Source organism: Kocuria sp. CH-021 (assembly GCF_049716185.1).
GTDB lineage: Bacteria > Actinomycetota > Actinomycetes > Actinomycetales > Micrococcaceae > Kocuria > Kocuria cellulosilytica.
This window is the reverse complement of the sequence record NZ_JBNAFK010000008.1, coordinates 39234-63386: the sequence shown is the minus strand read 5'-3', so window position 1 is coordinate 63386 and position 24153 is coordinate 39234. Positions and strand designations below refer to the sequence as shown.

Genomic DNA, 24153 nt, shown 5'->3' with positions numbered 1-24153 from the left:
TGGGTCAGACGGCCGTCTCGGCGAAGCGCATGGTCAGCGCGTAGGCCGCGATGCACAGGGCCCACACCACGGCCGTGGCGGTGGTGAGGCGGACCAGGTTCTTCTGCGCCACGCCGGAGGTGTTGAGGGACTGGGTCATGCCGCCGCCGAACATGTCGGAGAGTCCTCCGCCCTTGCCCTTGTTGAGGAGCACGAGCAGGACGGCCAGCAGGCTCGTGAGCACGATGACGGCCAGGAGCACGTTCTGCAGAATTTCCACTGGGGCCTTCCCTCGAGGTGTCCGTCGAGCAGCCGCGCCCGGGCGGCGCGGACGGTCAGGGGGTCGTGATCAGTCGGTCACGAGGTGCTGCTCGAACCTGGCAATGCTAGCAAACTCCTCGGCGTCCAGGCTGGCGCCGCCGACGAGCACGCCGTCCACGTCCTTGCCCTTGAGGATCGACCCGGCGTTGGCCGCCTTGGCGGAGCCGCCGTAGAGGATGCGGGTCTTCGCCGCGGTGTCGGCGTCGTAGAGCCCGGCGAGCTCGGCGCGGATGGCGGCCGCCATCTCCTGGGCGTCCTCGGGGCCGGCGACCTCGCCGGTGCCGATCGCCCAGACGGGCTCGTAGGCCACCACGAGCTCGGCCACCCGGTCCGCCTCGAGGCCGGCGATGGAGCCGCGCAGCTGCTCGAGGGTGAACGCGACGTGCTCGCCGGCCTGCCGGACCTCGAGGCCCTCGCCGACGCACAGCACCGGGACCAGCCCGTGGCGGTGGGCGGCGGCGATCTTCGCGTTGCACAGCTCGTCGGACTCGCCGTGGACGGTGCGGCGCTCGGAGTGCCCCACCAGCACGTAGGTGCAGCCGAGCTTGGCCAGGAACTGCCCGGAGATGTCGCCGGTGTAGGCGCCGGAGTCCTGGTCGGAGAGGTCCTGGGCGCCGTAGACCACGCGCAGGTCGTCACCGTCCACGAGGCTCTGCACGGAGCGCAGGTCGGTGAACGGCGGGAAGACGGCCACCTCGGCGCGGGAGTAGTCGTGCTTGGCGTCGTTCAGGGTCCACGCGAGCTTCTGCACCAGCGTGATCGCCTGGGCGTGGTCCATGTTCATCTTCCAGTTGCCGGCGATCAGCGGCGTGCGGTCGAACTCTCCGTTGGTCTGCGAGGTCATCAGGAACTCCTGTCCGCGGCGGGTGCGCCGCTCGTCGTGCGTTTCGGCAGTGCTGAGCTGGGCGTCAGGGGCGCCCCGGGGCGTGACGCTCCGGGACGCCCCTGATCCAGTGGTGGAGGGTGCGGGTCAGGCGCCCAGGGCCACGACCCCGGGCAGCTCCTTGCCCTCGATGAACTCGAGGGAGGCGCCGCCGCCGGTGGAGATGTGCCCGAACTGGTCGTCGGAGAACCCGAGGTTGCGGACCGCCGAGGCGGAGTCGCCGCCGCCGATCACGCTCATCGCGTCCGAGGCGACGACGGCCTCGGCCACCGCCCGGGTGCCTCCGGCGAAGGCCTCCATCTCGAACACGCCGGCGGGGCCGTTCCAGAACACGGTCTTCGCGCCGCTGATCCGCTCGGCGAACAGCTTCGCGGACTCGGGGCCGATGTCCAGGCCGAGGCCCGAGGAGCCGATCTCGCCGTCCTCGATGGCGTCGACCGGGCGCACCTCGTGCGCGGCGTCCGCGGCGAACTCCGCCGCGTAGACGACGTCCACGGGCAGGACGATCTCGGTGCCGGCCGCGGCGGCCTTCTCGAGGTAGTCCTTGACCGTGCCGATCTGCTCCTTCTCCAGGAGGGACCCGCCCACGGAGTGCCCCTGGGCGGCGAGGAACGTGAAGACCATCCCGCCGCCGATGAGCAGCGAGTCGGCCTTGCCGATGAGGTTCTCGATGACCGCGAGCTTGTCGGAGACCTTGGAGCCCCCCATGACGACCACGAAGGGCCGCTCGGGGTCCTGGACGACCTTCGTGAGAACGTCCAGCTCCCGCTTGACCAGGTCGCCCAGGTAGGCCGGGAGCCGGTGCGCGATGTCGAACACGGAGGCGTGCTTCCGGTGCACCGCCCCGAAGGCGTCGTCGACGTAGGCCCCGTTCTCGCCCGTCAGGGCGGCGAGCTCGTCCGCGAAGGCGCCGCGCTCGGCGTCGTCCTTCGCGGTCTCGCGGGGGTCGAAGCGCACGTTCTCGAGCACGAGCACCTCGCCGTCGGAGAGAGCCTCGGCCTTGGCCTGCGCGTCCTCCCCGACGACGTCGGTGGCGACCACCACGGGGAAGTCGGCCAGCTCGGCCAGTCTCCGCGCGGCGGGCGCGATCGAGTACTTCGGGTCGACCTGCCCCTTGGGCCGGCCGAGGTGCGCCATCACGATGACGCGGGCCCCGGCCTCGGCCAGCTTCGCCAGGACCGGCAGGGACGCGCGGACGCGTCCGTCGTCGGTCACGGTGGAGCCGTCCAGGGGGACGTTCAGGTCGGAGCGGACCAGGACGCGGCGCCCGGCGACGCCGTCGGCGATCAGTTCGTCAAGTGCATGAGCCATGTCACTCACCCTACCCCGGCGGCGGTGCGGGGCCGGAGCCTCAGAGCTGCGCGCCGACGTGGGAGACGACGTTGACGAGACGGGAGGTGTAGCCCCACTCGTTGTCGTACCAGGCGATGACCTTGACCTGGTTGCCGATGACCTTCGTCAGCGGGGCGTCGAAGATCGTGGAGATGCTGTCGCCCTGGATGTCCGAGGAGACGATGGGGTCCTCGGTGTACTTGACGATGCCCTTCATGGGGCCCTCGGCGGCCTCCTTCATGGCGGCGTTGACCGACTCGACGGTGACCTCCTGCTGGGCGTCGAAGGTGAGGTCCACGACGGAGCCGGTGGGCACGGGCACGCGCACGGCGAAGCCGTCCAGCTTGCCCTTGAGCTCGGGCAGGACGAGGCCCACGGCGGCGGCGGCACCCGTGGTGGTCGGCACCATGTTGAGGGCGGCGGCGCGGGCGCGGCGCAGGTCCTTGTGCGGGCCGTCCTGCAGGTTCTGGTCCGCGGTGTAGGCGTGGATCGTGGTCATCAGGCCGCGCTCGATGCCGAACGCGTCGTTGAGGACCTTCGCCATGGGCGCGAGGCAGTTGGTGGTGCAGGAGGCCGCGGAGACGATGTTCATCGACGCGGCGTCGTAGCCGTCGAGGTTGACGCCGGGCACGAACGTGCCGTCGATCTCCTTGCCGGGGGCGGACAGGACGACCTTCTTGGCGCCGCCGTCCAGGTGGGCCTTGGCCTTGGAGCCGTTGGTGAAGCGGCCGGTCGACTCGACCACGACGTCCACGCCGAGCTCGCCCCAGGGCAGCTTGGCGGGGTCGGGCTCGGCGAGGAACTTGACCTCGTGGCCGTCCACGCGCATGGTGTCGCCCTCGAGGGTCACCTCGCCGGGGAACCGGCCCATGATGGAGTCGTACTTGAAGAGGTGGACCAGGGCCTCCGGGTCCGTGAGGTCGTTCACGGCCACGACCTCGATGTTCTCGCCCTGCTCGCGCGCCGCGCGGAGGAAGTTGCGTCCGATGCGTCCGAAACCGTTGATGCCCACTCGAATGGTCACTGGGTTCTCCTGTGTTGGTCGGGGTCTGGATCGTTGAACCACGTACCATTCTACGTGGTTATCCCTGGGATGTCTTGGGGTCATGAAAGATTCATCCCCAATTCATCGCCAAACCCACACAAACCAACATCGGTGGACATGGAACCCCCGGAACCCACGGACCGGGTCGTGGCTTTCCGGGGAGCCCGGAGGCGCCGCGGCGGGCGCCCCCGGGCCCGGCTCAGGACGGCAGGGTCTCCGCGGCGACCCCGGCGTCGGTGCCGGGGAGGTCCAGCTCCTCCGCCCGGCGGTCCGCCATGGCCAGCAGCCGGCGGATCCGGCCGGCCACGGCGTCCTTGGTGAGCGGGGGGTCCGCGAGCCGGCCGAGCTCGTCGAGGCTGGCCTGCTTGTTGGCCAGGCGCAGCTCCCCCGCCTGCCGCAGGTGCTCCGGGACGTCGTCGCCGAGGATCTCCAGGGCGCGCTCGACCCGGGCGCCGGCGGCCACCGCGGCCTGCGCGGAGCGGCGGAGGTTGGCGTCGTCGAAGTTGGCGAGGCGGTTGGCGGTGGCGCGCACCTCCTTGCGCATCCGCCGGTCCTCCCACTGCAGGAGCGTGCGGTGGGCGCCCATCCGGGTGAGCAGCGCGGCGATCGCGTCCCCGTCCCGCACCACCACGCGGTCCACGCCGCGCACCTCGCGGGCCTTCGCGAGCACGCCGAGCCGGCGGGCCGCGCCCACGAGCGCGAGCGCGGCCTCGGGGCCGGGGCAGGTGAACTCCATCGCGGCGGAGCGGCCGGGCTCGGTGAGGGAGCCGTGGGCGAGGAAGGCCCCGCGCAGCACGGCCTCGGCATCGGCCACGGCCCCGTTGACCACCGCGGGCGGGAGCCCGCGCACGGGGCGCCCGCGCGAGTCGAGCAGGCCCGTGCGGCGGGCGAGGGCCTCGCCGTCCTCGACGACGCGCACCACGTAGGAGCTGCCGCGGCGCAGTCCCCCGCCGGAGACCACCACGATCTCGCTCTCGTGGCCGAAGACCTCGTGCACGGCGCGGCGCACCCGGTGCGCCGTGGCGCCGAGGTCCACCTCCGCCTCGACGACGATGCGTCCCGAGACGATGTGGAGCCCGCCCGCGAAGCGCAGCAGGGCGGAGAGCTCCGCGCGCCGTTCCGAGGACTTCTTGATCTCGAGACGGGACAGTTCTTCCTTGACCGATGACGTCAGGGCCACGCGGTTCCTTTCCTGGGGATGTCGGGGGGTCGATGTGGGTGCGGAGCTCAGCGGTGGCGCTCGAAGATCTCCTGGTAGGCGGCCGCGAGCCGGAGCGTGTTGTGCACGGCGGTGCCGGGGTGGGCCCGGACGTCGGCGTAGAAGACCTCGGCGCCCAGGCCGCGGGCCACCTCCTCGAGGTCCGCGCTGTCCTCGGTGGCCGTGGGGTCGGCGAGGACGACGTCCAGGGTGAGCTCGGGGCAGTAGGCGTGCAGGACCCGCAGGTGGTCGGCGGCCGTCTTGCCGCGGGTCTCGGTGTCCGGCGAGAGGTTCAGGGTGACGCAGCGCCGTGCCCGGGACCCGCAGATCGCCTCCCGCAGCTCGGGCAGCAGCAGGTGCGGCAGCACGGAGGTGTGCCAGGAGCCCGGCCCCATGATCACCCAGTCGGCGAGCCCGACCGCCTCGACCGCCTGCGGGCACGCCGGGGCGTCGGGGGGCACGAGCCGGACGTTGCACACGTCGGCCTGCTTGGCCAGGAGCGCCTGGCCGGTGATGGTGCGCCCCGCGCCGGGCGTGCCCGGGGCGCAGTCGCCGCCGGACGGGGGGACGTCGCCGGCGATGACCAGCGGCTCCGTGGACATCGGCAGCACCCGGCCGCGGGCGCCCAGCAGGGCGCCCGCCCACTCCAGGCCCGCCACGGGGTCCCCGAGCAGCTCCCACAGCGTGACGATCAGCAGGTTGCCCAGCGCGTGGTTGTCGAGGGTCGTGGAGCGGCCGTCCGAGGCGCTGAAGCGGTGCTGCATGACGTCCCGCCACGTCCGGCCCCACTCGGAGTCGTCGCACAGCGCGGCCAGCGCCATCCGCAGGTCCCCCGGGGGCAGGACGCCGAGCTCGTCGCGCAGCCGGCCGGAGGAGCCGCCGTCGTCGGCCACCGTCACGACCGCCGTGAGCAGCGGGGTGATCCGGCGCAGGGCGGCGAGGTTCGCCGCGAGCCCGTGCCCGCCGCCGAGGGCGGCCACGGACGGGCTGTCCCCGCCGGGCCGCCGGTGGGAGGGGTCCGGGGAGTGGTGGGGGTCGACGTCGGCGCCGCTGCTGAGGGGCAGCCGGGGGAAGGCGCCGGTGGGAGGAAGGGTCATCGGGGGTCCAATGCGGATGAGGGCGAGCCGGTCACTCCCGGCCCATGTCCCGGTGCTGGATGCTGACGGTCACGAGCGGCAGCTTGGCGAGCCTGCGGGCCACCTCCTCGCTCATGGCCACCGAGCGGTGCTTCCCGCCCGTGCAGCCGATCGCGATGGTGGCGTAGTGCTTGTTCTCCGTACGGTATCCCGCGAAGACGGGTTCGAGCATGGCGACGAACCGGTCCACGAACTGCCGGGGGCCCTCGTCCTGGAAGACGTAGTCCCGGACCTCGTCGTCCTTGCCGGTGCGGGGGCGCAGCGACGGCACCCAGTGCGGGTTCGGGATGAACCGGACGTCGGCCACGTAGTTCGCGTCCGCGGGGACACCGTACTTGAAGCCGAAGCTGAGCACGGTCAGGCGCAGGACCACGGGCCCGTTCGTGGAGAACAGGTCGGCCACGGCGCGGGACAGCGCGTGCACGTTGAACCCGGAGGTGTCCAGGACCACGTCGGCGGACTCCCGCAGGTCGGTCAGCAGGGCGCGCTCGGCGCGGATGCCGTCGAGGATCCGTCCGCCGGCCTGCAGCGGGTGGGGCCGGCGCTGGTGCTCGTAGCGGGAGACCAGGACCTCGTCGGCGGCGTCCAGGAAGAGCACCGAGAAGTCGACGTCGGACGCCTCGAGGGCGGCCAGGGTCTCCTTCATGTCGTTGAACAGGGCCTTGCCGCGCACGTCGATGACGACCGCCAGCTTGGGCAGGGCCTGCGGGGTGCGGGAGACGAGGTCCGCGAGGGTGTGCAGCATCTGCGGGGGCAGGTTGTCGACCACGTACCAGCCGAGGTCCTCGAGGGCGTTCGCGGCCGTGCTGCGGCCGGCCCCGGACATGCCCGTGACGACGAGCAGCTCCGAGCTCGTCGGCTTCGCGTGGTCCGTCCCGGCGGCCGTCCCGACGTCCGCTCCGGCGGTGTGCTCGCTCATGTCCGCTCCGTCTCCCGTCGTCCTGCCCTGCGCCTGGCGTGCCGTGCCCGCCGCGGCGGCTCCGCGCCGGCCGGTGCACCGGTCGCGGCGGGGCCCGCGCGGCGGTCCCGCCCCAGCCTAACGAAGTCCGCGGGGTGCCGCCGTGCGGCGGGGCGCGGCCCCGCGCTCAGGAGAGCACCTCGCCGGTGGTCATGTTCACGGCCGGGGCGGCGGTGTCGTCGGCGGACTGCAGCGCGGCGGCCACCTTCTCCGCCAGGGTGCGCCCGAAACCGGGGACCTGCTCGATCTCCTCCACCCGGGCGGCCCGGAGCTTCTTGACGGAGCCGAAGTGCTTGAGCAGCGCCTTCTGCTTGGCGGGGCCCACCCCGGGCAGCTCGTCGAGCACGGAGACCGTCATGGCGGAGGAGCGCTTCTTGCGGTGGAAGGTGATGGCGAAGCGGTGGGCCTCGTCGCGGATCCGCTGGAGCAGGTACAGCCCCTGGCTGGCGCGCGGCAGGATCACGGGGAACTCGTCGTCCGGCACCCAGACCTCCTCGAGCCGCTTGGCCAGGCCGACCACGTGCACGTCCTCGATCCCGAGGTCCTGCAGCGCCCGGGCGGCCGCGGCGACCTGCGGGGGCCCGCCGTCGACCACCACGAGGCTGGGCGGATAGGCGAAGCGGGCCCGCTCGGGGGCCTCGGCCCCCGCGTCCACCTCGCCGGTGCGCGGCCCGGCGGCCTCCCGCTCGGCCTGCTCCTCGAGGTGGCGGCGGAAGCGCCGCGAGATGACGTCGTACATGGACGCGGTGTCGTCCCGCGCGGCCTCGCCCGTGACCGAGAACTTCCGGTAGTCCGACTTCTTGGGCAGTCCGTCCTCGAAGACCACCATGGAGGCGACGACGTTGGTGCCCTGCACGTGGGAGATGTCGTAGCACTCGATGCGCATCAGCGGCACGGGGATGTCCAGGGCCTCCTGCAGCTCCTGCAGGGACGCGGAGCGGGTGGTGATGTCGCCGGCCCGCCGGGACTTGTGCAGCTTGAGGGCCTGCCGGGCGTTCTCCTGGACCGTCTCCATCAGGTGCGCCTTCTCCCCGCGCTGCGGGACGGCGATCGACACGCGGGACCCGCGCAGGCCCGAGAGCCACTCCTCGAGCCGGTCGGCGCTGTCGGCGGGCTCGGAGAGCAGCACGGTGCGCGGGATGGCGTCCTCGCGGTAGGCGGCCTCCGCGGCGGGCCGGTGCTTGGACCCGCCCGGGGACGGGGGCGCGGCGGCCTGGGCGCTCTCGGCGGCGTCCGCGGCGGTCTCGCCGTAGACCTGCTCGAGCAGCTGCTCGAGCAGCCGTCCGCCGTCGGCCTCCTCGACCTTCTCGGTGACCCAGCCGCGCTGGCCGCGGATCCGGCCGCCCCGGACGTGGAAGACCTGGACCGCGGCCTCCAGCTCGTCCTCGGCGAGGGCGAAGAAGTCGGCGTCGGTGCTGTCGGAGAGCACCACGGCGTTGCGCTCGAAGGCCTTCTCCAGGGCGGCGATGTCGTCCCGGCGCGCGGCGGCGGTCTCGAAGTCCATGGCCGCGGCGGCCTCCTGCATCTGCCGCTGCAGCTCCTTGATGAACGGCGTCGCGTGCCCGGCCATGAACCGGCACAGGTCCTCCGCGAGCGCGTAGTGGTCCTCCGCGGAGATCCGCCCGACGCAGGGGGCGGAGCACTTGTCGATGTAGCCGAGCAGGCACGGGCGCCCGGACTGCTCGGCGCGCCGGTAGACGCCCTTGGAGCACGTGCGGACGGGGAAGACGCGCAGCAGCGCGTCGAGGGTCTCGCGGATCGCCCAGGCCTGGGAGTAGGGGCCGAAGTACCGGTTGCCCTTCTTCTTCTCCCCGCGCACCACCTGGGCCCGGGGCACGGACTCGGCCATGGTCACCGCGAGGTAGGGATAGGACTTGTCGTCCCGGTAGGCGATGTTGAACCGGGGCTTGAACTCCTTGATCCACGTGTACTCGAGCTGCAGGGACTCCAGCTCGCTGCCCACCACCGTCCACTCGACGCCGGCCGCGGTGGTGACCATGGCGCGGGTCTTGGGGCTCAGGGCGTGCGGGGGCGCGAAGTAGGAGCTCAGCCGGTTGCGCAGGTTCTTGGCCTTGCCCACGTAGACCACGCGCCCGTACTCGTCGCGGAAGCGGTAGACCCCGGGGGCGGTCGGGATGTCCTGACGGGCGGGGCGGTAGCTCTCGGGGTCGGCCACGGTCCTCCTCAGCGGCCGGTCGGGGCCGGGGAGGTGTACCGGGCCAGCAGCTCCCCGAGCTCGACGGCGTCCTGGGCCACGGCGGCGAAGCCGGTGCCCAGCTCGTCCTCGTCGGCGAAGCCCCACGCGACGCCGAGGCAGTCGATGCCGTGGGCGAGCGCGCCCTCGGCGTCGTAGCGGCGGTCCCCGATCATCACCGTGCGCGCGGGGTCCGGGGCGTGCACGCCGAGCCGGCGCAGCGCCTCGCCGATGATCGCGGGCTTGTCGTGGGCCTGTCCGTCGCGCGGGGCGGCCGCGGCGTCGTCGGCGGCCCCCGAGACGGTCTCGAACCAGCGGCTCAGCCCGAACCGCGCCACGGCGAGCTCGGCCGTGGGCTCCGGCTTCTGCGTGGCCACGGCCATCCGCACCCCGGCGCCGTGCAGACGCTCCAGGAGCTCCTCCACCCCCGGGTAGATCCGGGTCTGCGCCAGTCCCTCGGTGCGGTAGCGGGCCCGGTAGGAGGCGACCACCGCGGGGATCTCGTCCTCCGGGACGTCGGTGAAGGTCCGCAGGGAGAAGCCCACGGGCGGCCCCACGAACCGGCGCAGGTCCTCGGGCACGGCGTGGCCGTGCTCGGCCAGGGCCCGGGCGATGCCCCCGGTGATGGCCCCGGCCGGGTCGAGGAGGGTGCCGTCCAGGTCCCAGAGCACCACGGGGGCGCTCATCGGCCGGCCCCCGCGGGGGCGGGGCGCTCGGCGAGCACCTCGGCGAGGAACCGGCCGGTGTGGCTGTCCGTGTTCCGGGCGACCTGCTCCGGGGTGCCCTCGGCCACGACCTGGCCGCCGCCCGAGCCGCCGTCCGGGCCGAGGTCCACGATCCAGTCGGCGGACTTGATGACGTCCAGGTTGTGCTCGATGGTCATCACGGTGTTGCCCTTGTCCACGAGCCCCTGCAGCACGAGCAGCAGCTTGCGGATGTCCTCGAAGTGCAGCCCGGTGGTGGGCTCGTCCAGCACGTAGATGGAGCGGCCGTTGGAGCGCTTCTGCAGCTCCGCGCCGAGCTTCACGCGCTGGGCCTCGCCGCCGGACAGGGTCGTGGCGGGCTGGCCGAGCCGCACGTAGCCCAGACCGACGTCCACGAGGGTGTTCAGGTGCCGGGCGATCGGGCCGAACGCCTTGAAGAACTCGGCGGCCTCCTCGATGGGCATCGCCAGCACCTCGGCGATGGTCTTCCCCTTGTAGTGCACCTCGAGGGTCTCCCGGTTGTACCGGGCCCCCTTGCACACCTCGCACGGGACGTAGACGTCCGGCAGGAAGTTCATCTCGATCTTGATCGTGCCGTCGCCCGAGCACGCCTCGCAGCGCCCGCCCTTGACGTTGAAGGAGAACCGGCCGGCCTGGTAGCCGCGCACCTTCGCCTCCGGGGTCTCGGCGAAGAGCTTGCGGATGTGGTCGAACACGCCCGTGTACGTGGCGGGGTTGGAGCGCGGGGTCCGACCGATCGGGCTCTGGTCCACGTGCACCACCTTGTCCAGCTGGTCCACGCCGTCGATCCGCTTGTGCCGGCCGGGGACCTGCTTGGCCCCGTTGAGCGTGTTGGCCAGCGAGGTGTAGAGGATGTCGTTGACCAGCGTGGACTTCCCGGACCCGGAGACCCCGGTCACGGCGGTCAGCACCCCCAGCGGGAAGGAGACGTCGATGCCGCGCAGGTTGTTCTCCCGGGCGCCCACGACCTTGAGCATCCGCTTGCGGTCGATCGCGCGGCGCTGCGCGGGCACCCGGATGGCCCGGCGGCCGGAGAGGTAGTCCGCGGTGATGGACCCCTCGTTGGCGAGCAGCTCCTCGTAGGTCCCGGAGTGCACCACGCGCCCGCCGCGCTCGCCGGCGCCGGGGCCGACGTCCACGATCCAGTCGGCCTCGCGGATGGTGTCCTCGTCGTGCTCGACCACGATCAGGGTGTTGCCCATGTCCCGCAGCTTGGTGAGGGTCTCGATGAGCCGGCGGTTGTCCCGCTGGTGCAGGCCGATGGACGGCTCGTCCAGGACGTAGAGCACCCCCACGAGCCCGGCCCCGATCTGGGTGGCCAGGCGGATGCGCTGGGCCTCGCCGCCGGACAGCGTCGCGGCGGCCCGCTCGAGGTTGAGGTAGTCCAGGCCCACGTCCACGAGGAACGTCAGCCGGGACTGGATCTCCTTGAGCACCTGCTCGCCGATCTTCGCCTCGCGGGTGCTGAGCTCGAGGTCCCGGAAGAAGGCGTGCGCCTCGCGCATGGGCATGCGGGTGGTCTCGGCGATGTTCTTCCCGCCCACGGTCACGGCGAGCATGGTGGGGTTCAGCCGCGCGCCGTCGCAGGCCGGGCAGGCCACCTGGCGCATGTACTGCTCGTAGCGGTCCTTGGCGTTGTCCGACTCCGTCTCGGCGTGCTTGCGCTTGATGTAGCCGATCACGCCCTCGAAGCCCTGGGTGTAGCGGCGCTCCCGGCCGAACCGGTTCCGGTAGGCCACGGTGACCTGGTAGTCCTTGCCCTCGAGGATCGCCTTGCGCGCCTTGGCGGGCAGCTTGCCCCACGGGGTGACGAGGTCGAAGCCGAGCTCCTGGCCCAGCCCGGCGAGCAGGCGGTTCCAGTACTCGCTGGTGGCCTTGCCGAGCGACCACGGGGCGATCGCGCCCTCCACGAGGGAGAGGTCCGGGTTGGGGACCACGAGCTCCTCGTCGACCTCGAGCCGGGAGCCGATGCCGTCGCACTCCGGGCACGCGCCGAACGGGGCGTTGAAGGAGAAGGACCGGGGCTCGATCTCGTCGGCCTGGAGGGGGTGCTCGTTGGGGCACGCGAGGTTCTCGGAGAAGGGGCGGCGCAGCTCCAGCGGGTGGGCGATCTCCTCGTCCGTGCGGGGCACCAGTTCGACGACGACGCGGCCCTCGGCGAGGCCCAGCGCCGTCTCGACGGAGTCGGTCAGGCGCTGGCGGATGCCCTCCTTGACCACGAGCCGGTCCACGACCACCTCGATGGTGTGCTTGTACTGCTTCTTGAGCTTGGGCGGGTCCGAGAGCTGGACCGTCTCGCCGTCCACGGTGGCGCGGGAGAAGCCCTTCGCGGTGAGCTCCTGGAAGAGGTCCACGAACTCGCCCTTGCGCTCGCGCACCACGGGCGCGAGCACCTGGAAGCGGGTCTTCTCCGGCATCTCGAGGAGCTGGTCCACGATCTGCTGGGGGGTCTGCTTCTCGATCGCCTCGCCGCACTCGGGGCAGTGCGGGTGGCCGACGCGCGCCCACAGCAGGCGCATGTAGTCGTAGATCTCGGTGATGGTGCCCACGGTGGAGCGCGGGTTGCGGGAGGTGGACTTCTGGTCGATCGACACCGCCGGGGACAGGCCCTCGATGAAGTCGACGTCCGGCTTGTCCACCCGGCCCAGGAACATCCGGGCGTAGGAGGACAGGGACTCGACGTAGCGGCGCTGGCCCTCGGCGAAGATCGTGTCGAACGCCAGCGACGACTTCCCGGAGCCGGACAGCCCCGTGAACACGACCATGGCGTCCCGGGGCACGGTCAGCGAGACGTTGTCGAGGTTGTGCTCGCGCGCGCCCTGCACCACGATCTCGGTGAGGTCGGACCGGCGGGCGGTCCGTGCGGCGGCGGTGGTCACGGGACCGTCGAGGGCTTCGGAGGGCTCGGTCGACGGGCTCATGACCAGGGTGGACGTGGGGATCGGCTCAGACACGCCCTCCACTCTAGTACCGGGCCCGGACATCGGGACCGGGTCCGTGGGCGGGTTCACACCCGGTCCACGGGGCCGGTGGAGGTGTCCTCGCGGACCCGCTCCCCCGCCGCGCCCCCGGCGGAGGGTCCGCCCGGCGAGCCGGTGCCGTCGTTCCCGGGGGCGCCGGCCGTCCCCGGCTCCCGGCCGGTCTCCTCTTCCTGCTGCCGGCGCCGGATCTCGCGGGCGTCGAGGGTGCGGGTGACGACCTTGAGCCGGCCCGTGGCGGGGTCCACCTCGACGATGTCCACGGTGCGGCGCAGCGGGACCTCCTTGATGAGGAGCACCGCGAGCAGGGTCACCAGGGACGCGACGGCGGCGACCAGGAAGACGAGGCCGGTGCCCGTGCCGTAGGCCTCGCGCACCACGCCCTCGACGGAGGCGGGCAGCGACTCCAGGTCCATCGTGGGGCTGTCCACGGCGGCGGGGTCCCCGCCGCGGGCCCGGGTGCTCTCGGCCAGCTGCCCGGCGAGGTGGGAGCTCATGAGGGCGCCGAACACGGCGACCGCCACGGCGCCGCCCATGGTGCGGAAGAAGGCGACCGAGGAGGACGCCGCGCCCATGTCCTTGAGCCCCACGGTGTTCTGCACGGCCAGGACCAGGTTCTGGTTCAGCGCGCCGATGCCCAGGCCCACGAGGAAGATGAACACGCTCACGGCCCACAGCGCGGTGTCGTGCGTGAGCGTCGCGGCGAGGAACAGGCCCGTGGACATGAGCACCGCGGCGACCACCAGGATGATCTTCCACCGCCCGTAGCGGGTGATCAGCTGCCCGGCGACCGTGGCGCCCACGAGGGAGCCGAACACCTGCGGGAGCATGAGCATCCCGGCCATGGTCGGGCTGAAGCCCTGGCCGAGCTGGAAGTACTGGCCCAGGTAGGTGGTCGAGGCGAACATGGCCCCGCCGGTGGCGATGGCCGCCAGGATGGCCAGGGCGGTGGTGCGCTCGGTGACCACCCGGATGGGCAGCACGGGCTCGGCGGCGCGCTGCTCCACGAGCACGAACAGCACGGTGCCCACGAGCGCGGTGGCCACGAGGGCCGCCGAGGTCGGCGAGACCCACTCGAACATGCCCGGCTGCCCGGCGAGGGAGACCCACAGCAGCAGCGCGGAGGCCGAGACGATCAGCAGGGCGATGCCGAGCCAGTCGATGCTCACCTTCCGGGGCGCCTGCGGCGGGATGTGCAGGGTGCGGTGGACGAGCACCGCCGCCAGGACGGCCAGCGGGGCGGGGATGAGGAACACCCAGCGCCAGCCGAAGAGGTCCACGATGAGCCCGCCGAGCAGCGGGCCCGCGGACGTGGCCACGGCCATCACGGCGCCCATGTAGCCGGCGTAGCGGCCCCGCTCCCGGGGCGGGATGATCGTGCCCATGATCGTCATGGCCAGGGCCATGATCCCGCCCATGGCCACGCCCTGGACCACACGGGCCAGCACGAGGAACTCCACGGTCGGGGCCAGTCCGGCCATGCCGGAGCCGAGCACGAAGATCACGATGGACAGCTGCAGCAGCTTCTTCTTGTCGAAGAGGTCGGCGAGCTTGCCCCACACGGGGGTGGTCGCGGCGTTGGCGAGCAGGGTGCCGGTGACCGTCCAGGACAGCGAGGTCTGGTCCCCGCCGAGGTCGGCCATGATCACCGGCAGGGCCGTGCCGATGATGGTGAGGGTGACCATCGCCATGAAGAACACGGAGAGGATCCCGGTGAGCGCCCGCAGCACGTCCTGGTGGGAGGCGCCGGTCCCCCCGCCCGGTGCGGCGGTCGGTTGCTGTGACGTCATCGTGCGGTCGGCTCCTCGTGCTCTCGGTCTGCGTGCTCCTGGTCGGCGTCGTCCGCGCCGGGCACCGCGCCGGGACGGTCCTGCTCCTGCGGGCCCCGGCAGGACGTGGTGCGCTCCACGCCGAGGGAGGTCAGGAAGACGGTGGTGATCTCGTTGATGGCGCCCCGGCTGGTGCGGGCCTGCTCCTCGTCCCAGCCCTCGAGCCGCGCGGCGAGACGCTGGGCGTCCTCCTCCAGCACGGCACGGACCTGGCCCCGGCCCCGCTCCGTGATGGCCACCAGTGCGGCCCGCCCGTCGTCGGGGTCGGGGGTGCGCTCCACGTGGCCCTCGTCCTCGAGGACGGCCAGCTGGCGGCTCAGCCCCGAGGGGCCCAGCCCGGTCTCGGAGGCCATGACCGTGGCCCGGCGCGGCCCGTTGCTGTCGAGGTAGTAGAGCAGGGCGATGGCCGTGGGGTTGAGCCGGCGCCCGCCGGCGTCGGTCTTGGTCACGCGCTTCATGACGCGCTGCAGCTCGAGCAGGTCGCGCACCAGCTCCACGGCGGTGTCGTGGGAGACGGGCAAGGGACTCCTCCGGGATCGGGACGTTTCGGGGCGACAACGACAGACAGGCACCCGGTCCGCACTCCCCCGCACGTCGCGGGAGCCGCGTCGACGACGACGCAGGCGTGGTGCCACCGGATGCCCTGATAATTAGTTGCCGCACGCAACTGTATCCGGGTGCGGCGCCGGGGACAACCGCAGACTCCGTGCCGTCGGACACAGCGGGCGGCCCGTCCCCGGGCGGCCGGAACCCCTCCGGGGCAATCCGCGGAGCCGATCGTGCCCACCGGCCGGACCGATCCGGGCCCCGCAATTGGCCAGCACCGGGGCGCGGGAGTACCTTCGTGCTCATGATCGCAACGAAGACGGAGGTCACCGACCTCCCCGAGGTCACGATTCGCCGGATCTCCGTGAGCGAGATGGACAACAACGTCTATCTCCTCACGTCCAAGGACGAGGGCACGCAGGTCCTCATCGACGCGGCCGACGACGCCCGCGCGATCGCCGGTCTCGTGGGCGCCGGCAACGGCGACTGCTCGAACGCCTACGGCAACCTGCAGCTCATCATCACCACCCACTCGCACTGGGACCACGTCCGCGCCCTCGAGGAGGTCCGCTCCCGCTCCGAGGCCATGACGGCGTGCGGCGCCGACGACGAGTCCGACATCGCGGTGCCCATGGACCTGACCTTCGAGGACGGCGACACCGCCGAGTTCGACGGCTTCGACCTCGAGGTCATCGGCCTGCGCGGACACACCCCGGGCTCGATCGCCCTGGTCTACCGCGACCCCGAGGGCCCGGCGCACATCTTCTCCGGCGACTCCCTCTTCCCCGGCGGCGTGGGCAAGACCAACAGCCCCGAGGACTTCCGGCAGCTGATCGACGACGTCACCGAGCGCGTCTTCGAGCGCTTCGACGACGACACCGTGGTCCACCCCGGCCACGGCAAGCCCACCACGCTGGGGGCGGAGCGACCGCACCTCGACGAGTGGCGGGCCCGCGGATGGTGAACGCCGGTCCCGCGACCGGGACCACGGCCCCCGACCGGAGCGCCTACACCGCCGTCCTGGTCTTCCCCGTCCTCGTGATCGTGGGCGGGCTCGTGGGGTTCCTGGCCCCCGGCGCCGTGGGCGGACTGACCGGGTGGATCAACCCCCTGCTCGGGGTGGTCATGTTCGGCATGGGCCTGACCCTGCGGCCCGTGGACTTCGCGCTCGTGGCCAGGCGGCCGCTGCCGGTGCTGCTCGGCGTCGCGGCGCAGTACGTGGTGATGCCCCTCGTGGCGCTGCTCGTGGTGTTCCTGCTCCGGCTGCCGCCGGAGCTCGCCGCGGGCGTGATCCTGGTGGGCTGCGCGCCCGGCGGCACGGCCTCCAACGTCGTCGCCTACCTCGCCCGCGGCGACGTGGCGCTGTCGGTCGCCATGACCTCGCTCTCCACGCTGCTCGCCCCGCTGCTCACTCCCCTGCTCACGCTCTGGCTGGCCGGGCAGTACCTGCCGGTGGACGGCGGGGCCATGGCCTGGTCGATCACCAAGATCGTCCTCCTGCCCGTCGTTGCGGGCCTGGCCGTGCGCCTGCTCGCGCCGCGCCTGGTCGAGCGCGCCCTGCCCGTCCTGCCGTGGGTGTCGGTCGCGGCCATCGCCCTGATCGTGACGATCGTGGTCTCGGGCAGCGCCGACCGGATCGTGGAGGCCGGCCTGCTCGTGCTCGCGGCCGTGGTCCTGCACAACGCCCTGGGCCTGGCCCTGGGCCACCTCGTGGGCGCGGTGACGCGGCAGCCGATCGCCGTGCGCCGCACCACCGCGGTGGAGGTCGGCATGCAGAACTCCGGCCTGGCCGCCGCGCTCGCCGCCCAGTACATGAACCCGCTCGCGGCCCTGCCCGCGGCGGTGTTCTCGGTCTGGCACAACCTCTCCGGCGCGCTGTTCGCCGTGCTCTGCCGCCGTGCCGACGCCCGGACCGCGCCGCGCCTCCCAGCATCCTGAGAATCCCCGGGGCCGCTGTCCGCGGACCCGGGCCTCGGCTACCGTGAGCCCATGACCTTCGCCGCGCCCCGCGCCCCGCGAACCAGCGCGGAGCCCGCCGGCACGGCGGTACGCGAGGCCCTCGAGACCGTCCGGTGCGCCCCTTCCCTCCTCGACGCCATCCGCCGTGCGGACGACCTGCCGGCGGCCGCCCGGCAGCACCCGGACGAGGCCCTGCCCGTGCTCGCGGCGGAGATCCACCGGCGCGACGACCAGGTCGCCGCGATCGCCGCGGTCCACGCCCTGGCGGCGGTGCCCGGGCCGCGGGCGGACGTCCTCCTCACCGGGCTCCTCGGCCACGACGAGCCGTGGCTGCGCGAGCACACCGCCTGGGCGCTCGCGGACCGCGCTCCCCTGCCCGGGGCGGAGGCCTCCCTGGCCGGGCTCGTCGCCGGCGGCGGCTTCCCCGGCATGCTCGCCCAGCGCACCCTGCAGGCGTGGGCGCCGGCGGCCGCGGGAACCGTGGGCCCGGCCCTCGAGCACGCCCTCGCGGGGGCTCTCGCCCCCGCGGCACGGGCCCGGCTCACCGAGACCCTCGGGCTCGTGCCCGGCACGGGTCCCGCCGGACTCCTCCGGGGCCTGGCCGCCGACCCCGCGGAGCACGAGGACGTGCGCGGCGCCGCCCTCGAGGCCCTGGTGGACCGGTGGCACGCAGACTCCGGCGACGTGGCCGGCCTGGCGGAGCTCGCCCGGGCCTGCGCGCGGGCGGCCGGCCCCCTGGCCGCGACGGCCCGGCTCGCCCTCGCGGAGATCGACGACGCGGGAGACCCCGCCCCGGCCGGCGGCGGGCTGACCGTCCTGCAGTCCTTCCTGCACGCGGAGATCGACCGGGACCTCACCTTCTCCGGGCGGGGGGACAACGGCGGGATCGCCACGCTCCTCGCCCAGCTGGGCGACGCCCTCAGCGCCCGCTCCGCGCCCGCCGGCGTCACCCGCGTGGTGACGGCGTCCCGGGGCACCCACGACGAGGCCCGGGAGGCGCTGCCGCGCGTCACGGGGCCGGGACACGTCTTCGCCGTCGTGCCCTTCACCGGACCCCCGGTGCACATGGCGGACGCGTGGCCGCGGCGCGTGGCCGCGGAGCGCGGGCTGCGGCGCGTGCTCCGGCGGGCCGGACCCGTCGACGTCCTGCACCTGCGCATGGCCGACGTCGGCTCGATGGCTGCCGCCGCCGTCGCCACGGAGCTCGGCGTCCCCTGGGTGCTCACCATGGCCCCCGATCCGCACGCGCTCGTCGCCGCGCGGGAGCGAGCCGGCACCCTGACCCGCGCCGGTTTCGGCGCCGCCGACCACGTGGAGCACCTGTGGTTCCGCGTGCGCCTGCTCGCCGACCTCGCCGCCCGGGCGGAGCACGTGGTGCTCTTCCCGCGGCCGGACCTGGCGCGGGACGCGCGCGAGCTCCTCGCCGTGGACCCGGGAGACGCCGCCCGGTGCACGGTCGTGCCCGAGGGCATCGACCTCGGCGCCGTGGACCGCGCCGCCGAACAGGTGCGGGACGGTACCGGCTCCCAGCCGGCGGAGCTCGACGCCGTCCTCGCCGACCTGCCCGCCGAGCGGCGCGGGCTGCCGCTCGTCATCACGGTGGGCCGCCTGCACCGGGTCAAGGGCACCGCCACCCTCGTCGAGGCCTGGGCCGGGGACGCGGGGCTGCGCGCCCGGTGCAATCTGCTCGTGGTGGGCGGGGACCTGGTGTCCCCCTCCCTCGACGAGCGCGAGCAGCTCGGCCGCATCGACGCCGTCCTCCCCCGGGACGAGGCCGCCGCCGCCGGCCTGCTCCTGGCCGGGCACCGGCCCCACGGCACGGTGGCCGCCTGGCTCGCCGCGGTGCGCCGGGGCCGTCCGGGCCTGTCCTCCCCCGCGGGCGCCTACGTCTGTGCGAGCCTCAAGGAGGAGTTCGGGGTGGCGCTCGTCGAGGCCCTGGCGAGCGGTCTGCCGGTCGTGGCGCCCGACTCCGGCGGGCCGGCGACCTTCGTGGAGGACGGCGTCACCGGCGTGCTCGTCGACACCCGGGAGCCTGCCGCGCTGGCCCGGGCCGTGGGCCGGGCCCTCGATCTGGCGGCCCACCCCGACGCGGAGCGCACCGCCGACGCGGCCCGCGCCATGGTCCGCGAACGCTTCAGCATCGAGGTGATGGCCGCCGCCCTCACCTCCGTCTACGACCACGCCGCGGCGCGCGCGGCCGACAGGAGCCCCACCCCGTGACCCTGCTCGTCATCAGCCCGGACTACGCGTCCCACCTGTACCCCCTCGCGACCCTGGCCACCGCGTGGCGGGACGCCGGGGAGCGCGTGGTCGTGGCCACCGGTCCCGCGACGGCTCCCATCGCCCGGGGCTTCGGCTTCGACGTCGAGCTCCTGCCGCTGGGCCGCGGCTCCAACCCCGGGGTCATCCGCGCGGAGGAGCAGCCACCCGGGGAGGACGAGGCCCTGCGCGGCTTCTTCGCCGCCACCCGCCGCGGCCCCGCGGAGACCCTGTCCTTCCAGGCGCGGGCACGGCGCGACGACCTGCTCTGGGACCCCCTGGGCACGGCCCGGCGGGTCCAGGGCGTCGTGGACCGCGTCCGGCCGGACCAGGTGGTCGTGGACCACCTGGCCTTCGCGGCGCGCCTGGCCCTGACCGGCGCCGGGATCCGGCACGCCGACGTGGTGCTCGGCCACCCCTCGGCCCTGACGGTGGCGGACGAGGTCTACGGGCACCCGCCCGCGTGGCCGGGCCGGCTGCGCCCGTCCCCGGCCGAGCTCGAGGCGCTGCACCGGCTGTGCTCCGCCGTGCGGGACGGGTTCACCGAGCAGTGGAACGAGGCCCTGCAGCAGATCGCCCCGGGGACCCCGGCGAGCGCCGACGCCTTCGCGGAGACCGGCGACGACCTCCTGCTCAACTATCCGGGCGAGCTCCACGACGAGCACCGCACCAGGGCGCTGCCCGAGCACACGTTCCTCGGCTCCGCCGTCCGGGAGGAGGCGGAGGACCCGGAGGTCGCCGCGTGGCTGGCCGGCTCGGACCGCCCGGTCGTCTACCTCAGCCTGGGCAGCTTCCTGTCCGTGCGCGGGGACGTCCTGGCCCGGGTGGCCGAGGCCCTTCGCGGCCTGGACGTGCGGGTCGCCCTCGCGTCCGGCTCCACCCGGCCGGCCGATCTGGGCCCCGTCCCGGACTCCTGGCTGGTCCGGGCGACCCTGCCGCAGGTCACGCTGCTGCACCGGGCGGCCGTCGCGGTCTCCCACGGGGGCAACAACAGCGTGACCGAGGCCCTCACCGCCGGGGTGCCCCTGCTCCTGCTCCCGATGTCCACGGACCAGTTCGCCGGGGCCGCCGCGCTCGAGGCGGCGGGGCTGGGCACGGTGCTCGATCCCAACGCCCTGACCGCGGCCGAGGTGCGGGACGCCGTGGCCGAGCTGCTCGACGAGGGCCACGAGCGGCGGGGGACGCTCGAGGACCTCCGGCACGACCTGACCCGCCGGCCCGGGCCGGGGCGGGCGTTCGCGGCCCTTGCCGGCTGAGCGGCCGGCCGGCGCCGTCCCGCCCGGCGACCTGCGGCTGACGGTCCTCCCGCCCTCCCGGCGGCTCACCGACGCGACGGCGGGGCAGGCACCGGCCTTCGGCCGGACCCTCCGGCTCGCCCTCGCGATGCGCGGCGGCGTGAGCCTCGCCGTGTGGATCGGCGGCGCGGTGGCCGAGCTCGACGTGCTGCGCCGGATCCGCCTCCACCGGGACGGCGCGGGCCGGCTGCACGCGGTGCTCCTGCACCCCGCGGAGGAGGCCGACCCCCGGCTGGCCGAGCGCGCGGCGGTGTACGCCCGGCTGCTCGCGGACGCCGGCTACGACCGGGTGGAGCTCGACCTCCTCGCCGGGGCCAGCGCCGGCGGGCTCAACGGCGTGGTGCACGCGGTGGCCCAGCGCGCCGGCACCGACCTGGACGCCCTCGGCCGGATCTGGGCGGAGCACGGCGCCCTGGACCGTCTGCTGCGCCCGCTCGGGCGGCGCCCCGTGGACTCGATGCTGCGCGGGGACGACTACCTGTGGCCGCGGCTGCTCGAGGCGCTCCGATCCCTCCACGGCAGCGCGGAGCACCACCCGGACCTGGTCGCGGAGCACGTCACGGTGGAGCTCTCCGCCACGGTCCTGGACAGCGACCCCTCCCTCTACAGTGCGACGGCGGAGGGGCGCGGCGACTTCCACTTCGCGTCGCGGGAGCCCGGCGCCCCCGCCCCGCCCCTGGGCAACGACATCCCGGCGCGGGACACCGCACCCGGGGAGGCCGCCGCAGCGCTCTCCCGGCTGGCCTACGCGGCCCGGGCGACGGCCTCCTTCCCCGGCGCCTTCGAGCCGGCCTCGGTGTGGTCCGCCCCCACCCCGGGCCCCCGGGGGGCACCGGGCCCGGCCGCCGGGCGCCCCGACCTGAGCCACGCCTTCGGCGCGCACCGTGAGCCCGCGGAGCTTCCCTACCACGTGGTGGACGGCGGCGTGTTCGACAACATCCCCATCGACCGGGCGCTGGAGGCCGCTCGTACCAGGACGTCCCTGCGGCACGCCGACCGGGGCCTGCTGTACCTCGACCCGGACCCGCCCCACCGCGAGCCCCGCGTGCCCTTCGAGCGCGATCTCCCGCGTCTGGTGGGCACGCTCGCCGCCACGGTCGCCCGGCTGCCCCGGCGGGAGTCGGACGACGACGAGGTGCTGGCCCTGTCCGACTACCTGGACGCCCAGCTCGTGGCCCGGGGCCGCCTGCACCCGCTCGCGGCCCTGATCGACTCCTGGGACGGGGCCGCGCTCGAGGAGCGCCGCCGGGGCTATCTCCGCTACCGGGCCCGGGCCGACGCCGACCTGCTGTCCCGCCTCCTGACCCGGCCCGCGGAGTGGCAGCTCACCTCGACCACGGCCCGCCGCGACGCCCTGCGGGCCCGGCCGCCCCGTGCGCTCGAGCCCTTGCGGACGGAGCTGCTCCGGCGCTACGACGCACTCTCCCGGGGTCCGCTCGAGGAGCCCTCCGCCGCGGCGGTGCTGCGGGGAGCGCAGGCGCTGTTCGACGCCGCCTCCTGCGTGCTGTCCTGGGTGCGCGTCCTGGAGGAGCTGGGCCTCGCCGGCCTGCCGGGCCCGGCCGGTGGCTTCGACGCGGCCGGCGCCCGGCAGCGCGCCTACCGGGTGCTGACGGTCGCTCGCCACCAGCGCGACCGGCGGTTCCACGCCGTGCTCGCCGCCCTCGCGGACCCCGCCGCCGAGCCGGCGGCGGCCGTCGGCCCCTGGCTGGGCGCGGCCGGCGCCGAGCACGGGCCGGCGGCGGGCTCCTGGGCGGAGCTCGACGCGGTCGTGGACGGGCTGCGGCGTCTGCACTCCGCGGTGGCGCAGCAGCTGGACGCCGACGGCCCGGCACGGGCGGGGCGTCGGGCGGTGTGGGAAGCGTCACCCTGGTCGAGGATCCCCGCCGGGGACGCCGCGCTGGGTGCCGTGGACCTGCCCCCGCTCCTGGCCGCGGCCGGGATCCCCGCCGCGGTGTCCCCCGTGGCCTACGGCGAGATCCGCGGGGACCAGGCCCCCGCGGAGCCCGCCGCGCACGCCGCCCTCCGGGACTCGCTCGTGCGCGACCGCCTCCAGCAGGCCCTCGACGCGCGGGGCGCGGGGCCGCGGGAGCTCGCAGGGCTGCTCACGGCCGACGACAACCGGATGCCGGCCGGCGCCAAGCTGGCCGGTGCCGGGCTGCTGAACTTCCGGGGGTTCCTGGCCGGGGACTGGCGGGCCAACGACTGGTGGTGGGGCCGCCTTGACGCGGCGGCCGGCGTCGCCGGGTTCCTGCGCGGCCTGCCGGTGCCCGGCGCCGCCCCGGCGTCCGGCGCGGCGTCCAGTGCGGCGTCCGGCGCGGCCGACGGACCTCGCGGCACGAGCTCGGCGACGGACGACCCCGCCGTCGCCCGCCTGCAGACCAGCCTGCTGCGGGACCTCGGCGACGGCTCCGCCGCACGGGGCCGGGCGGCGGTCGCCGCGGGCGCCGACGGGCTGGACCGGCTGGCCCCGGGCCACCGCCTCTCGCTGGCCTCGCGCGGGGTGCGCGTGCTCGGCCGCGCCCTGGCCGGCACCCCGGACCTGCCCCGGCCCGCCTGGGAGGCGGTGCTGCTGGTGCTGCAGCCCGTGCTCGTGCTCGTGCCCACCGTGGTCGTCCCGGTGCGCGCCGCCCTGGTCGCCGTGGTGCTGGCGGCCGGGCTGTGGCCGGCCACGGGCCCGGTCGCCGGCGCCGGTCCGGCCTGGTCCTGGCCGGGGACCGTGCTGCTCGCCGCAGCGTCCGCCGCGCTGGTGCTGTCCCTCCTGCGCACGGGACGGCGCGCGCTGCGGCGGTGGGCGGCCGTCCGGGACGCCACCGGGGTCCGGCCGCCCCCGCCCACCGGGCCCGCGGGGGCTGCGGTCCCGGCCGTCACGGCGGACGACGTGGCCGCCGCCCGCCGCCGGGCGCTGCGGCGGGCCGCCCTGCTGGGGGCGGCCGCGCTGTCCCTGCTGCTCCCGCTCTGGGCGGCCGTGCCGTCCCGGCGCGCCGCCGCGGCCCTGCTCCTGGTGCTCGCCGCGCTCGGCCTGGAGCGCCTCGCCGCGGTCCTGGCGGTGCGGGTGCCGGGCCGCGCGGGCGTGGACGAGGTCGGGCGCGCAGCCCTCGTGGTGCTCTCGGCGGTGGCCGTGTGGGCCGGGGCCGCCCTGACGGGGCTCCTGGACGGGGTGCCGGCCGGCGCCGGACCGCGGGCCGCCGTGCTCGCCCTGGCCCTGTTCGTGGCGGGCGCGCTGCTGCTGGCGGGATGGGTGCGGCCCGTTCCTGCCCTGGCCGTCGCGGCGGCCGCCGCGGCCCTCGGGGGCGCCGCGGCCTGGCTGCTGTGGACCTGGGCGGGCGGGCCCGGCGCGCTCCGGGCCGATCTGCCGGCCGTGGCGGGAGCGGTGCTCGGCTGGGCGGCCGTGCTGTGGTGGGCGCCCGGTGAGGCCGTGCTGCGGCGGTTCGGGCCCGGTGAGGAGCTGCTGCCCCGCCGGTGAGCCGACATGAGGTGCGGGCCGGGGAGACGCTCGCCGGAACCGGCGTGCGCCGG

17 protein-coding genes are annotated in these 24153 nt (G+C 74.6%); 5 read left to right on the top strand and 12 right to left on the bottom strand.

Annotated elements, in window-relative coordinates; genetic code table 11:
- Positions 1-4 precede the first annotated feature (4 nt).
- The 12 genes from secG to ACPYN7_RS07770 all read right to left on the bottom strand — a co-directional run bounded on the left by secG (position 5) and on the right by ACPYN7_RS07770 (position 15099).
- Positions 5-259, bottom strand: a complete 255-nt coding sequence (secG, locus tag ACPYN7_RS07825) for a preprotein translocase subunit SecG (RefSeq protein ID WP_058874531.1) — start codon at positions 257-259, stop codon at positions 5-7.
- Between the two features lie 69 nt (positions 260-328).
- Positions 329-1144 (bottom strand): triose-phosphate isomerase, encoded by an 816-nt coding sequence (tpiA, locus tag ACPYN7_RS07820; RefSeq protein ID WP_058874530.1) that lies wholly within the window; start codon positions 1142-1144, stop codon positions 329-331.
- Positions 1145-1270: 126 nt separating this feature from the next.
- On the bottom strand, positions 1271-2494 hold the full coding sequence (locus ACPYN7_RS07815) for a phosphoglycerate kinase (RefSeq protein ID WP_424347263.1): 1224 nt from the start codon (positions 2492-2494) through the stop codon (positions 1271-1273).
- 40 nt (positions 2495-2534) lie between these two features.
- Positions 2535-3539 (bottom strand): type I glyceraldehyde-3-phosphate dehydrogenase, encoded by a 1005-nt coding sequence (gene gap / locus ACPYN7_RS07810; RefSeq protein ID WP_424347262.1) that lies wholly within the window; start codon positions 3537-3539, stop codon positions 2535-2537.
- 220 nt (positions 3540-3759) lie between these two features.
- Positions 3760-4740, bottom strand: a complete 981-nt coding sequence (gene whiA, locus ACPYN7_RS07805; protein ID WP_424347261.1) for a DNA-binding protein WhiA — start codon at positions 4738-4740, stop codon at positions 3760-3762.
- A gap of 47 nt (positions 4741-4787) precedes the next feature.
- A complete protein-coding gene (locus tag ACPYN7_RS07800; RefSeq protein ID WP_424347260.1) occupies positions 4788-5855 on the bottom strand; it encodes a gluconeogenesis factor YvcK family protein in 1068 nt (355 codons plus the stop codon).
- A gap of 31 nt (positions 5856-5886) precedes the next feature.
- Complete coding sequence (gene rapZ, locus ACPYN7_RS07795) at positions 5887-6813, bottom strand: RNase adapter RapZ (RefSeq protein ID WP_058874525.1); 927 nt, start codon at positions 6811-6813, stop codon at positions 5887-5889.
- 166 nt (positions 6814-6979) lie between these two features.
- Complete coding sequence (gene uvrC / locus ACPYN7_RS07790; protein ID WP_424347259.1) at positions 6980-9028, bottom strand: excinuclease ABC subunit UvrC; 2049 nt, start codon at positions 9026-9028, stop codon at positions 6980-6982.
- 8 nt (positions 9029-9036) lie between these two features.
- Positions 9037-9732: an HAD hydrolase-like protein gene (locus tag ACPYN7_RS07785; RefSeq protein ID WP_424347258.1), complete on the bottom strand. Its 696-nt coding sequence runs from the start codon at positions 9730-9732 to the stop codon at positions 9037-9039.
- Positions 9729-12692, bottom strand: a complete 2964-nt coding sequence (gene uvrA / locus ACPYN7_RS07780) for an excinuclease ABC subunit UvrA (protein WP_231738401.1) — start codon at positions 12690-12692, stop codon at positions 9729-9731. The genes ACPYN7_RS07785 and uvrA overlap by 4 nt, the downstream gene beginning before the upstream one ends.
- Before the next feature lie 86 nt (positions 12693-12778).
- The gene (locus ACPYN7_RS07775; RefSeq protein ID WP_424347257.1) at positions 12779-14539 is read right to left on the bottom strand and encodes an MDR family MFS transporter; all 1761 of its coding nucleotides are present in this window, start codon (positions 14537-14539) and stop codon (positions 12779-12781) included.
- Positions 14536-15099: a MarR family winged helix-turn-helix transcriptional regulator gene (locus ACPYN7_RS07770; RefSeq protein WP_424347256.1), complete on the bottom strand. Its 564-nt coding sequence runs from the start codon at positions 15097-15099 to the stop codon at positions 14536-14538. Before ACPYN7_RS07770 ends, ACPYN7_RS07775 begins: the two co-directional genes overlap by 4 nt.
- A gap of 329 nt (positions 15100-15428) precedes the next feature.
- Here ACPYN7_RS07770 and ACPYN7_RS07765 point away from each other — a divergent pair, with 329 nt between their 5' ends.
- The 5 genes from ACPYN7_RS07765 to ACPYN7_RS07745 are packed head-to-tail and all read left to right on the top strand — an operon-like array spanning position 15429 to position 24100.
- Positions 15429-16088: an MBL fold metallo-hydrolase gene (locus ACPYN7_RS07765; RefSeq protein ID WP_424347255.1), complete on the top strand. Its 660-nt coding sequence runs from the start codon at positions 15429-15431 to the stop codon at positions 16086-16088.
- Positions 16082-17062 (top strand): bile acid:sodium symporter family protein, encoded by a 981-nt coding sequence (locus tag ACPYN7_RS07760; protein ID WP_424347254.1) that lies wholly within the window; start codon positions 16082-16084, stop codon positions 17060-17062. The genes ACPYN7_RS07765 and ACPYN7_RS07760 overlap by 7 nt, the downstream gene beginning before the upstream one ends.
- 51 nt (positions 17063-17113) lie before the next feature.
- On the top strand, positions 17114-19303 hold the full coding sequence (locus ACPYN7_RS07755) for a glycosyltransferase (protein ID WP_424347253.1): 2190 nt from the start codon (positions 17114-17116) through the stop codon (positions 19301-19303).
- The gene (locus ACPYN7_RS07750) at positions 19300-20598 is read left to right on the top strand and encodes a glycosyltransferase (protein WP_424347252.1); all 1299 of its coding nucleotides are present in this window, start codon (positions 19300-19302) and stop codon (positions 20596-20598) included. Before ACPYN7_RS07755 ends, ACPYN7_RS07750 begins: the two co-directional genes overlap by 4 nt.
- Positions 20588-24100 (top strand): DUF3376 domain-containing protein, encoded by a 3513-nt coding sequence (locus ACPYN7_RS07745; RefSeq protein WP_424347251.1) that lies wholly within the window; start codon positions 20588-20590, stop codon positions 24098-24100. The genes ACPYN7_RS07750 and ACPYN7_RS07745 overlap by 11 nt, the downstream gene beginning before the upstream one ends.
- The last annotated feature ends 53 nt before the right edge of the window (positions 24101-24153 follow it).